This is a genomic window from Vogesella urethralis (assembly GCF_007644045.2).
Taxonomy (GTDB): domain Bacteria; phylum Pseudomonadota; class Gammaproteobacteria; order Burkholderiales; family Chromobacteriaceae; genus Vogesella; species Vogesella urethralis.
Genome location: NZ_VMDW02000142.1, coordinates 19,332 through 32,081, shown reverse-complemented (window position 1 = coordinate 32,081; position 12,750 = coordinate 19,332). Strand labels below are relative to the sequence as shown.

8 protein-coding genes and 1 tRNA gene are annotated in these 12,750 nt (G+C 61.7%); 3 read left to right on the top strand and 6 right to left on the bottom strand.

Annotated features, from left to right (window positions below; translation table 11 throughout):
- The first annotated feature begins 210 nt into the window (after positions 1-210).
- Positions 211-684, top strand: coding sequence for a type 2 periplasmic-binding domain-containing protein (locus FLQ03_RS18560; protein ID WP_144373914.1), 474 nt, complete (start codon positions 211-213; stop codon positions 682-684).
- Positions 685-1,008: 324 nt separating this feature from the next.
- Here the strand turns inward: FLQ03_RS18560 and FLQ03_RS18555 are convergent, their stop codons facing one another.
- Both FLQ03_RS18555 and FLQ03_RS18550 read right to left on the bottom strand, forming a co-directional pair.
- Positions 1,009-2,613, bottom strand: a complete 1,605-nt coding sequence (locus FLQ03_RS18555; protein ID WP_144373913.1) for a DNA recombination protein RmuC — start codon at positions 2,611-2,613, stop codon at positions 1,009-1,011.
- A 112-nt stretch (positions 2,614-2,725) separates the two neighbouring features.
- A complete protein-coding gene (locus FLQ03_RS18550) occupies positions 2,726-3,415 on the bottom strand; it encodes a Bax inhibitor-1/YccA family protein (RefSeq protein ID WP_144373912.1) in 690 nt (229 codons plus the stop codon).
- Between the two features lie 159 nt (positions 3,416-3,574).
- On the opposite strand from FLQ03_RS18550, the gene FLQ03_RS18545 reads away from it, so the two are divergent.
- A tRNA-Leu gene (locus FLQ03_RS18545) sits at positions 3,575-3,659 on the top strand.
- Between the two features lie 114 nt (positions 3,660-3,773).
- On the opposite strand, the gene FLQ03_RS18540 is transcribed toward FLQ03_RS18545, so the two are convergent.
- Both FLQ03_RS18540 and purL read right to left on the bottom strand, forming a co-directional pair.
- Positions 3,774-4,676, bottom strand: a complete 903-nt coding sequence (locus FLQ03_RS18540; RefSeq protein WP_144373911.1) for a GGDEF domain-containing protein — start codon at positions 4,674-4,676, stop codon at positions 3,774-3,776.
- 261 nt (positions 4,677-4,937) lie between these two features.
- Complete coding sequence (purL, locus tag FLQ03_RS18535; protein ID WP_144373910.1) at positions 4,938-8,819, bottom strand: phosphoribosylformylglycinamidine synthase; 3,882 nt, start codon at positions 8,817-8,819, stop codon at positions 4,938-4,940.
- Between the two features lie 149 nt (positions 8,820-8,968).
- Between purL and FLQ03_RS18530 the strand changes: the two genes are divergently transcribed.
- Entirely contained in the window at positions 8,969-9,307 is a 339-nt protein-coding gene (locus tag FLQ03_RS18530; protein WP_144373909.1) for a P-II family nitrogen regulator, read from the top strand.
- 128 nt (positions 9,308-9,435) lie between these two features.
- On the opposite strand, the gene FLQ03_RS18525 is transcribed toward FLQ03_RS18530, so the two are convergent.
- Entirely contained in the window at positions 9,436-10,227 is a 792-nt protein-coding gene (locus FLQ03_RS18525) for an outer membrane protein assembly factor BamD (protein ID WP_144373908.1), read from the bottom strand.
- A 225-nt stretch (positions 10,228-10,452) separates the two neighbouring features.
- A complete protein-coding gene (locus FLQ03_RS18520) occupies positions 10,453-12,645 on the bottom strand; it encodes a PhoX family protein (protein ID WP_144373907.1) in 2,193 nt (730 codons plus the stop codon).
- Between the last annotated feature and the right edge of the window lie 105 nt (positions 12,646-12,750).

Sequence of the window (12,750 nt, the reverse complement as noted above, 5' to 3'; positions counted from 1 at the left end):
CCTATGGCGTTAGACAACGCCATGTCCGATGCGTTTTACATAAGGCCGAATTATACGACGTAAATACTAAACCCCAGAGGGGGCTTTTTCGGTGTTAACCGGGTTCATTAGCGTTGTCAGAACCACCAGACCGGCACCAGGCTGTATCGGGTACTGGACAAGCTGGGCATTCCGCGCAGTCGCATCCAGGTGCTGCCGTGGTCCAGAGCCTTGCAGGAGGCGCGCGCCAAACCTGGCACCCTGATTTTCCCGATTGGCCGAACAGCCGAGCGTGAGGTGCTATTTGATTTCCCCGTCAAGCTAGCGGACTACCCGGTGTATTTCTTCAAGCTTGCTGATGGTCGGGACTTGCGGGTCAACAATATGGATGCCGCACGACTTGCCTCGGTTTGCGTCCTGGCCAACGATTATCGGCAAGCTTTCTTGCAAGGCGCGGGTTTTACCCGGCTGGAGTTGGCATCGGATGGCACGCAAAACGTCAACAAGTTCATCAATGGGCGCTGTGACCTGATTGCCTCGACTGAAATCGGGCTGTACACGAAGTTGCAAGCGCTGGGGCACAGCTCGGCCAGTGTGCAAAGGCTGCTGCCGCTGGTTGGGCTGGATGGCTCGCTATATGCCGCCTTTGCCAAAGGGACGCCTGCCGGACTGATTGAAGCCTTCCAGCAAGCCGCTGCGGACTAGCATTGACATGACAAAGCCGGCCATCGGGCCGGCTTTGTGTTGGGGTGAATAAAACTAAGGTTCGTCTGACGATACTGCTAACTGCGTGCAAACTACTTCATTCCAAACACCACAAGGCATTAGTAAAGGTCGGAGCGTTGCCGGCGGTAGGCCGGGGTTTGCGGGCGCACGTGGATGCGTGCTCGCTTCAGGACAGACGCTTTACGGCTAAAGAGCGCAACACTTACTGCAATCATTAACAACAACACTAGCGATTCCATGGTTTGCTCCCTCCTTTCTGCTGCCTGATTTCTTTGTAGATGACACGTCACCGGATGGCAAGAATTATTGCGGATTTTCCGGGCTGATTTCTTCTTGCTCGTCCAGCAGGTGTGCCGGCAGCTGCTTGCTGGTTTTGGCGCCGAGTTTGCGCAGCCGCTCTGCCCGCCCCATCAGGTTGCCGCTGCCGGTGCTGAGTTGGCGCAGTGTCTGCTGGTGGCTGTCTTGCAGCAGGCTGATCTGGCGGCCCATTTTATCCAGGCTTTCCGCCAGACTGGCCAGTTTGTCATACATGGCTCCGCCTTGGCGGGCAATTTCCTGCGCATTACGGTTTTGGTACTCGTAGCGCCAGATGCTGGCAACGGTGCGTAGCGTGGCCAGCAAGGTGCTGGGGCCAACGATCATGATACGGCGCTCGAAGGCTTCGCTGAACAGGCTCATGTCGTGCTGTACGGCTAGCAGATAGGCCGGCTCTACCGGAATGAACATGAACACGAAGTCCAGCGTGTTCAGCTTGTACAGGTCCTGGTAGCGCTTGTCGGCCAGCGTGCGGATGTGTTGCCGAAGCGAGGCAATGTGTGCTTTGAGTTCGGCATCCTGCTGGGTGGGGTCGCTGCTGGCGGTGTAACGCACGTAGGCGTTCAGGGATACCTTGGCATCGATCACCAGTTGCTTGTTTTCCGGCAGGTCGATCACGACGTCCGGCTGGTATCGGCGCTGGCTGCCATCGTGTTGCTCGACGTGGTCGGACACCTGTACGCGGTACTCGCGATCACGCATCAGGCCCGAGCTTTCAAGCACTTTCTCCAGCACCATTTCGCCCCAATTCCCTTGGGTCTTGTTGTTGCTGCCGGTCAAGGCGTTGGTCAACGCGACGGCATCCTGGTTGAGCTGGGTGTTGAGTTGCTGCAAGCGGCGCAGCTCATGCTCCAGGCTCAGGCGCTCCTTGCTGTCTTTGTCGTAGGTGTCTTGCACCAGCTTGCCGAATGCCTGCAGGCGCTCGTGCATAGGGCCCAGCAGCTGCCCCAGGTGCTGGCGGTTCTGTTCGGTGAATCGTTGGCTTTTTTCTTCCAGGATGTCACTGGCCAGCAGCTTGAACTGCTGGCTCAGGCTTTCGCGCGCTTCGCCGAGCAAGGCTAGCTTATCGGCAGCCTGCTGCCGCTCCTGCTCCAGCAGCGTTTGCAGTTGCTGGCGATCAAGCTGCAGCTGGGTGTATTCCTGCTGCAAATCTGCCAGGCGCACTTGTAGTTGGCCGCGTTCTTGCAGAATGCGGTCCAGTTGCCGCCCCTGCTCTTCGCTGGCAGCCAGGCGTGCCCCCTGCCCCGCCAGCTGTTGCTGCAATGCGGCCAACTGCTGGTCTTTGTCGCGCAGCCGTTGCTCCAGGTCTGGCACGCGTTGCAGGTGGCTGGCCAGGCTGGCCAGCTTCTGCTGGCTGTCCGCCAGTTGCTGACGTGTGTCATCCAGCGCCAGGCGGGTGTCGGCTTCCCGTTGCTGTAGCTGCTGCCGCTGCTCGCGGGCGTGCTGCCACTGGCCTTGCAGCTGCGCCAGCTCCAGCTCCACTTCCGCCCTGCCCTGCAAATAAGCAGCATCCCGCTGCGGCTTCAGCCATAGCCAGACGGCGCCGCCGCTTGCGCCGGCGGCCAGGAAGGCACTGATGACAATATCGAGCATGGCGTTATGCCTGTGAAATGGATGGTTTGATTATGTACGTTTTCACAGATGGCGGCAAACAAAAACGCCGGCAAAGGCCGGCGTTTGTCGATTGCAATGCTTGGCAGTCTGTTTAGTCGCGATCGCCTGCAAAAGCCATCAGCAGGTGCAGCAAGCTGGTAAACAGGTTGTAGATGCTGATGTAGATACCCAGCGCGGCAGAGATGTAGCTGGTCTCTCCACCATCAACCACGTTTTTCACTTCCCACAGAATCATCAGCGAGCTGAACAGCACAAACGCGGCGGAGATGGTCAGTGCCAGCGCCGGCAGCTGCAGGAAGATGTTGGCCAGTACGGCCACCATCAGCACCACGGCGCCAACGGTCAGGAACTTGCCCATGCCGGACAGATCGCGTTTGGTGGTGGTGGCAATGCCCGCCATGACGGCAAACACGGCTGCGGTACCGCCGCCCGCTACCATGATCAGCTGTGCGCCATTGGACAGCTTCAGTGCCACTTGCAGCAACGGCCCCAGCATCAGGCCCATGGCGAAGGTAAAAACCAGCATCAGCGGCACGCCCAGCGCATTGTTGCGGTTGGCTTGTACGGCAAACATCAGGCCGTAAATCACGGCCATCATGATTAGGACGCTCATGATGGGGCTGCCGGCCATGAAGGCAAAGCTCATATTGGCACCGATGGCGCCGCCGATGACGGTGGGCACCATGGACAGGGCCAGCAGGCCGTAGGTATTACGAAGAACCTTGTGGCTTGCGCCGCTGTACGCGGTGGTTTTGTAAGCAGTGTGAAGGTTCGGTTGCATGGCGACGATTCTCCTCGCGCGTGTTATGTGGGGACTACAATTGTCATGGACTACATATTGTTACATAAGTTCCACCACGATGCTATTTGATATCGATACTTGCCAAATGATGCTGCCTGTTCTATTATGCACCACCTCGACGGCAGCAATGCCGAGCGTGCGAAAGTGGCGGAATTGGTAGACGCACTGGATTTAGGTTCCAGCGCCTCGCGGCGTGAGAGTTCGAGTCTCTCCTTTCGCACCACTCTCTGACTGGCGCCTGACTCTGTAAAAGATCAGGCGCTTTTGTCATTGCTGCTTGGAAAGCAGCGCGCAGCGGGAAGTTCCCGCTGCCAGCGTATGGCCATGCCGCCCTGCCCTACGCCACTTCCACCCGATTGCGCCCCATCTCTTTTGCCCGGTACAAGGCCTGGTCAGCCCGGCGCATCATCTCCCCCACGGCCTCGCCCTGCTGCCATACAGCCAGCCCGATGCTGGCGGTGTAGTGAACGCCATCTGCCGTGCACGAGGCGGCGGCCGCCGCCCTGATTGCTTCGGCTACCCGCATCGCTTCGTCAGCATCGCCCCGCACCAGCATGACAAACTCCTCGCCACCCAGCCTGGCCACATGCCCACCTGGCGGGCACTGCGCGTGCAGCAGGCCGGCAAAATCCTGCAACACCCGGTCACCGACATCGTGACCACCGCCATCGTTGATACGCTTGAAGTGATCCAGGTCGATCATCAGCATCGCGCTACCCGGCAGCCATTGTTTGTTCAGCATTTGCCGGAAATAGCGCCGGTTTGGCAGCCGGGTCAGCTCATCGGACATGGCTTGCGCGGCCATCTGCCCATATACGTCGCACATCTGGCGCATCACCTGTACGCAGCCAGCCACTACCAGCGCCATGCCGCTACTGCGAAAGCCGTCTTCCGCCAGACCCAACCACGACGGCTGCCAGCAATACTCATCCAGCAGGTCGATCGTTCCCCCGCTCAGCCACAGGAACAACCCGGCCGACAACATTACATAGGCACGGCGGTTGATATGGGCACACTGCACCACCCAGAACAGGAATAGCAGCGTCAGCAGGTTGATCAGCTCGCCCAGCGCACCCAACGACAGCGCATTCGATGCCGGCACCCCGGGTTGGGTCGTTGCAAGCAGCACGGCAATGGCAGACAGCCAGCCCAGCAGCGCCAGCAACAAGGCTTGCCGCACACGCGGCCAACACAGGAACGCTGCCGGGCGGATACGGAGAACGGGAGGCGGATACAGCATATCGGGCTACTCTCAGGCAAGGCGGGCTGACGCTACAACGCGGTGGGCAGCATGATGCAACAAGCCATGCCCCCTGCCAACTTATTGCAATTGGCGCAGCGTGCCAAGGCCTTTGCGTCCAGCCGGTGCCGCGACCAGCGAGCTATCTTCATGCCGCATAGCCAGACAGCGCACCGACGAGCCGCCAGCTGCAAGAAAAAAGCGCCAACCTTGCGGTTGGCGCTTGATTTCAGGCTGCGCAGGCCAGGCCTGCGGCCAACCTTAACCCACCCAGCGGCGGGCGCTGGCGAACATGCGGAACCAGCCGCCGTTTTCGCCCCAGCTTTCCGGGTGCCAGCTGTTCTGCAGGGTGCGGAACACGCGCTCCGGGTGCGGCATCATGATGGTGAAGCGGCCGTCCGGCGTGGTAACGCCGGTAATGCCTGCCGGCGAACCGTTGGGGTTCAGCGGGTAGGTTTCGGTAGCCTGACCGTTGAAGTCCACATAACGCAGCGCGGTCAGCACCTGCTCTTGCGCGCCCGGGGCAAACACCGCGCGGCCTTCGCCGTGCGACACCACCACCGGCAGCTTGGAGCCGATCATGTCCTGCAGGAAGATGGACGGCGACTCGGTCACTTCCACCATCGCAAAGCGGGCTTCGAACTGCTCGGAAGCGTTACGCTTCAGCTTCGGCCAGTGCTGGGCGCCCGGAATGATGTCCGACAGGTTGGACATCATCTGGCAACCGTTGCACACGCCTAGCGCGAAGGTATCGCCGCGGCCAAAGAAGGCCTCGAACTGCTCGCGCGCCTGGCCGTTGAACAGGATGCTCTTGGCCCAGCCTTCGCCTGCGCCCAGCACGTCGCCGTAGCTGAAGCCACCGCACGCCGCCAGGCCTTTGAAGTCGGCCAGCTGTACGCGGCCGGCGATCACGTCGGACATGTGCACGTCCACCGCTTCAAAACCCGCACGGGTAAAGGCGGCACCCATCTCGATCTGGCCGTTCACGCCCTGCTCGCGCAGGATGGCGATGCGCGGGCGCGCACCGGTGGCAATGAACGGTGCCGCCGGGTTGTCTTCGGTATCGAAGGTCAGTTCGGCAAACAGGCCGCGCGCATCGGCGTCGGCAATCTGGGCGTACTCGCTGTCGGCGCACGCCGGGTTGTCACGCAGGCGTTGCAGACGGTAGCTGGTTTCCGACCAGGCTTGCTGCAGGGCCACGCGGCTCTGGGCAAACAGCTCGTCGTCGCGGTGTACCAGGCGCAGCACGCCGTCGGTAGCTGGCATGCCGATTACCGATACGTTGGCCGCCAGACCCATGATCTCGAAGCGCTTCAGCACGTTGTCGATCTCGTCGGCAGCCACTTGCAGCACTGCGCCCAGCTCTTCGTTGAACAGCACGGCGTTGACGTTGGCCGCATTGCCGCCGGTCAGCGCCGACAGCTCGATCTGCGCGCCCAGGTGGCCGGCAAAGCACATTTCGGCCAGCGTGGCGAACAGGCCGCCGTCGGAGCGGTCGTGGTAAGCCAGCAGCTTGCCGTCGTCCACCAGCGACTGAATCACGGTGAAGGCCGACGCCAGCTTGTCGGCGCTATCCACGTCCGGCGCCTGGCCGTTCATGTCGTTCCATACCTGACCAAAGATAGAGCCGCCCAGGCGGTTCTTGCCTTCGCCCAGGTCCAGCAGCAGCAGTGCGCTGTCGGCAGCGCGCAGTTGCGGGGTGACGGTCTTGCGTACGTCGGCCACCGGGGCGAACGCGGAAATGATCAGCGACAGCGGCGCAGTGACTGCCTTTTTCTCGCCAGCCTCTTCCCACACTGTCTTCATCGACAGCGAGTCCTTGCCTACCGGGATACTGACGTCGATCGCCACGCACAGGTCGGAAATGGCCTTGACGGTGGCGTACAGCTTGGCGTCTTCGCCAGCATGGCCGGCGGCCGCCATCCAGTTGGCAGACAGCTTCACATTGCCCAGCTCGCCCACGTTGGCCGCAGCCAGGTTCAGCAGCGATTCGCCTACCGACACGCGGCCAGCTGCCGGCGCGTCAAACAGGGCTACCGGGGTGCGCTCGCCCATAGACATCGCTTCGCCCAGCGTGGTGTTGAAGCCCATCGCGGTCACCGCCACGTCGGCCACCGGCACCTGCCACGGGCCTACCATCTGGTCGCGCGCGGTCATGCCGCCCACGGTACGGTCGCCGATGGTGATCAGGAAGCTCTTGTCGGCCACGGTCGGGTTGCGCAGCACGCGGTACGCCGATTCTTTCAGGTCGTACTGTGCGGCGTTCAGCGCGTCGGTGGTGACCGGCACGGTTTTCACGTCGCGGGTCATGCGCGGCGGTTTGCCCAGCAGCACTTCCAGCGGCATGTCGACCGGGTTGTTGTCGAAGTAGTCGTCGCGCACTTGCAGGTGGCCGTCATCGGTAGCCACGCCCATCACGGCAAACGGGCAACGCTCGCGCTCGCAGATCTCGGTAAAGGTGGCCAGGTCTTCCGGCATCACGGCCATCACGTAACGCTCTTGCGATTCGTTGGACCAGATCTGCATCGGGGTCATGCCTTTTTCTTCCAGATGCACTTTGCGCAGGTGGAAGATGGCACCACGGCCGGCGTCATTCACCAGCTCCGGGAAGGCGTTGGACAGACCGCCGGCGCCCACGTCGTGGATGGACACGATCGGGTTGGCCGCGCCGCGCTGCCAGCAGCGGTCGATCACTTCCTGGCAACGGCGTTCGATTTCCGGGTTGCCGCGCTGTACCGAGTCGAAGTCCAGGTTTTCGCTGTTGGCGCCGGTATCCATCGAGGAGGCAGCACCGCCGCCCAGGCCGATCAGCAAGCTGGGGCCACCCAGCTGGATCAGCAGTGCGCCTTCCGGAATCTCGTTCTTGAAGATCTGCTGTTCCTGGATGTTGCCCAGGCCACCGGCGATCATAATCGGCTTGTGGTAGCCACGGCGTTCGCCCTGGAAGTCGTCTTCAAAGGTACGGAAGTAACCGGCCAGGTTCGGGCGGCCGAATTCGTTGTTGAACGCGGCGCCGCCGATCGGGCCTTCGATCATGATGTCCAGCGCGGACGCAATGCGGCCCGGCTTGCCGTACTGCTTGGTTTCCCACGGCTGCTGGAAGCCCGGTACGTTCAGGTTGGACACGGTAAAGCCCGACAGGCCGGCCTTCGGACGCGAACCGCGACCGGTGGCGCCTTCGTCGCGGATTTCGCCGCCGTTACCGGTAGACGCACCGGGGAACGGGGAAATCGCGGTCGGGTGGTTGTGGGTTTCCACCTTCATCAGGATGTGGGTCGGCTCTTCGCTGAAGGCGTAAGTATGGCTGCCCGGCTGCGGGTAGAAGCGCTCGATGGTGGCGCCATCGATCACCGAGGCGTTGTCCTTGTACGCCACGCGGGTGCCCTGCGGGTGGGCGTCGTGCGTGTCGCGGATCATGCGGAACAGCGACTTGCCCTGCTCCACGCCGTCGATGATGAACTGGGCGTTGAAAATCTTGTGACGACAGTGCTCGGAGTTCGCCTGTGCGAACATCATCAGTTCCACGTCGGTGGGGTTGCGTTGCAGCTTGATGAAGTTTTCTACCAGGTAGTCCACTTCATCCGGCGACAGCGCCAGGCCCATATCGGCGTTGGCCGCGTCCAGCGCCGCCTTGCCACCACCCAGGATGTCCACGGTGGACAACGGTTGCGGCTCGACGTGCACGAACAGGCGGTCCGCGTCGGCCAGGCTGGCCAGCACGGTTTCCGTCATGCGATCGTGCAAGAGGCCCGCCAAACGCTGGCGAGCCTCTTCGGTAAACGGGGTGGCAGACTGAACGTGATACGCAATGCCGCGCTCGATGCGCAGTACCTTGTCCAGGCCGCAGTGACGCGCGATGTCGGTTGCCTTGGACGCCCACGGGGACAACGTGCCCAGACGTGGCGTAACCAGGAAGAATTCACCGGACGGTTCCTGTGCCAGCGGCGGTTCGCCATAGGTCAGCAGTTTTTCCAGCACGGCAACTTGTGCCTCGGATAGCGGCGATTCGCTTTCGGCGAAATGCCAGTATTCGGCCGCGACAGTCAGGTCTGGTAGACCGGCTTCGCGCGCATTGGCCAGGAGTTTGTCAAGTCGGAACTGGGACAGGGCAACACCGCCCCGCAGCTTGAGAATGTGCGACATTGTATACCCGCAACAATGGAGACAAGGATCAGGAAAGCGCGTAATAATACACGCAATCCCCTGCATTTATAAGGCCGCAGGTGGAATATTGCCAGACAATCCCACCCCGCGCCGACCGGTTTGGCCTGCCCATACAAGGAGTTACGATCATGAAAAAAGTCGAAGCCATCATCAAGCCATTCAAGCTGGACGAGGTTCGCGAGGCATTATCTGACATTGGCATCAACGGCCTGACCGTTACCGAGGTCAAAGGCTTTGGTCGCCAGAAGGGCCATACCGAGCTGTACCGCGGCGCCGAATACGTGGTGGATTTCCTGCCGAAGGTGAAAATCGAGGTGGTGATTGCCGACGACCTGGTGGACCGCGCCATCGAATCCATCGTCGCCGCCGCGCGCACCGGCAAGATCGGCGACGGCAAGATTTTCGTGTACCCGGTGGAACAAGTGGTGCGCATCCGCACCGGCGAAACCGGCGAAGACGCGGTCTGACCCACCCTGCCCGTCAGCACCTTGCCCTGCTTTTCAAGGCCACCTTGCGGTGGTCTTTTTCACGCCTACCACCCCGCCACCGGCAAGAAAAAACCGCCCGACAAGGGCGGTTTGCTTGGTGTGCGGGCTTAGCCCCAGAACTGCCACCACGGCAGCTGGCGTGGCTCCCACGGCGTGCTGAGGTATACACTTTGCGGGAAGTTCAGCGCCAGGATGCGGCGGGTGTCTTCCTGCAGCTGCTTCTGCCCCAATTTGCCGTAAGCCTGCTCCAGAATGGCCAGTGCTTCTTCGTTGTGACCGGTATTGGCGTACTCCTGGATTACCGACTGCGCACGGTTGGCCGCAGCCAGCCAGGCGCCACGCTTCATGTAGTAGCGTGCCACGTGCATTTCGTGACCACCCAGTGCGCGCGCCAGCTTGCCCATCTTGTCGGCAGCATCTTCGGCGTAGCGGCTATCCGGGTAGCGGGTAATCAGCTCCTTGAAACTGTTGAACGCTTCGCGCGCAGCCTTGGGGTCGCGCTCGCTGGTGTCCTGGGCCGTCGCACGTGCCAGGAAGCTGGTGTCGTCGTTGTAGCTAACCAGGCCGCGCAGGTAGAACAGGTAATCCGCATTCGGGCTGGTCGGGTACAGGCGCAGGAAACGGCTGGTCGCCGCCAGTGCCAGCTCCGGCTCGCTATCCTTGTAGTGGGTGTAGGCCTGCTCCATCAGCGCCTGCTGCGCCTGGCGGCCGTAAGGAAAGCGCGCCTGCAAGGTTTCGTACAGCTTGATGGCGCGGGTGTAGTTGCCGCCAACCATCTCCTCGTGAGCTGCGACGTAAATCTGGTCTACCGTCCAGCCACGGGTCTCGTCCTTCGGCTCCACCGACGCACAACCGGCCATCAGCAGCACGGCCAGCAAGGCTACAAAGCTTTTTTTCATGAGGTGTCCTTGTTTGACTGCGCACGATTATAACCAAAACTGTTGTGTGCGCACGCCTGGCAGCACTTTCTGGCCTGTCATGGCGCCATCGTTTGCCCTGCCCGGCACAAAAAAGTGCCCGCCACCAAATAAAAAACCCTGCACGCGCCGGCATGCAGGGCTGGTATTACCAGCGGCAGTCAGGGTTGGCCGCCACGCTGGGCAGCCATGCTGCCCGGCCTGACATCAGGTGCCGATACGGCCACCGTCGTTCTTGGTGATCATCACCGTGGCCGAGCGCGGGCGCTTGCCGGCGCCGTAGCCGGCATTGGACGGCCACTGGCTGACGTACTTGCTCGGGTCGCCCAGCTCGCTGACAGCAATGCCGTCGCCCGGGTGCTGCACGTTGACGAACATCACCTTGCCGTCCGGGGTTTCGGCCACGCCGGTAATCTCGCAACCTTTCGGGCCCACCAAGAAGCGCTTCAGGGTGTCGGTAGTCGGCTTCTTGCCCATCTGGGTATCCACCAGCACGCCACCGTTATTCACCGATACCTTGCCGCCATCCCCCACGCGGCCCGGCAGCGCGGCCAGCATCTGGTCGTTGGTGACGTCGTTGTAGGCACCATCGTCAGTCTGGATCCAGCAAATGCCGGTACTTTCGGCAAACTGCAGGCCATCCGGGCTGGAGAAATCGTTGCTGTCGGCCAGGCCGGACAGGTTGATGCTGGCAATGGCGCCGGCTTCCGAACCGAACAGGTAGATGTCCCACTTGAAGGTGGTGGCATTGGCATCGCCTAGCTCGGCGATACGGATGATATGGCCGTTGACGTTGCCCTTCTGGGTGCTACTGCCGCCTTTCACGTCGGTGTAGCTGCGCGGGTTGGCCGCATCTACTACCTTGCTGGCGTCGCTGCCGCTGGCCACACGGCTGCTGTTATTGGTGAGGGTGAAGTAGATGTCGCCGGTGGTCGGGTGGGTAGAGCTCCACTCCGGGCGGTCCATCTTGGTGGCGCCGGCCGCGTCTGCCGCTACGCGGGCATTCACCAGCACGTCAGCCTGGTCGGCAAAGGCGTAGGTGGCGTAGCCGGCCACCAGCGGGTTGGCCAGCGACAGTTCCAGCCAGGTACCGGTGCCGTCGGCGTTGAATTTGGCCGCGTACAGCTTGCCCTTGTCCAGGTACTTGTCGCCGGTGGCAATCGGGTCGGCCGGGTTGGCGTCAGCCGGGTCCCAGACCGCGTCCGATACATATTTGTAGATGTATTCGAACTGCGAGTCGTCGCCCATGTAGATGGCCAGCGGCTTGCCAGTCTTCAGCAGCGAAAACGCCGCCCCCTCGTGGGCAAAGCGGCCGGTAGCGGTACGCTTCTTCACCACGCTGTTCGGGTTGTACGGATTGATCTCGGTCAGGTAGCCCTGGCCGTTGATCTCGTTGCGGAAGTCGGCAGCTGCGCTGGCACCGGTGGCGGTGATATCCCAGCGTGCGTAGCGCTCGTCCGTGCCTGCGGTCTCCCAGCCATAGCGGCTGGCCTTGTTGACGCCACGGCCGTAGCGGGTCAGCGCAACGCCTTCCTTGGCACTGCGAGCAGCGGCGTCATTGCCGCGCTTGAAGTAGCCTGCCCAGTTTTCTTCGCCGGTCAGCAGCGTGCCCCACGGCGTTTTGCCGGTACCGCAGTTGTTGACGGTGCCGCGGGTGCGAGTGCCGTCGGTGGAGAACTTGGTCACCAGCAGGCTGCTGCCACGCGCCGGGCCGCTCAGCTCGATGGTGGTGTGCGCGGTGACGCGGCGGTTAAAGCTGCTGGTGGGCACGGTAGCAAAGCGGCCATTGCTGCCTTTGGCCACTTCCACGATGGCCACACCGTGGCAATCGATTTCGATATCCACTTCGCTAGCCAGGCGGTTGCTACCGGCAGTCTGGCCATTGGCGTGCAGGGTTACTTCGTCGATGTATTCGTGGTTGATGCCCAGCAGGCCACGGCTGGCGCCGGTCTGGTCGGCCTTGCCGGCGGCATTCAGCCCAAAATACTGCATGCCGTCGTGGTGGTCGCCGCTACGCTTGTCGTAGCCAGTGTCGGTGCCGTCGTTCTTGAAGGCTGCCACGCCGGCGAACATCGGGTCACCCTTGGCAAAAATCACGCTGGCGGTATAACCCTCCGGCACGGTGAAGGCATCGGCAATGCTCTTGGCTACCGGCTTGAAGCCCAGCAGCGTTTCGCTGGCTGCTGCCGGTGCACTGCTACCGGAAGAGCCCCCCAGGCCCAGACAGCCGGTCAGGCCCATGCTGCCGAATACGGCGGCGCCGGCACTGCTGCGCAGCAGGCCGCGGCGGCTCATGCTAACGGCCAGGATATCCTGCATGCTAGGGTTGGCAGAGTGGTTGTTACCCACGTCATCCGGGTCGCGGCCATCGGGTAGCGGGGTGAAGTTATTTTTGCTCATGATGTGCTTGCGTAAGTTGATTTATCGGGCGAAACAGCCGTTTGATAGTAAGTGCTCGGCATTACCTGTCGATTAATGCGTCATTTCAGGGCTGTTACTTGTCAA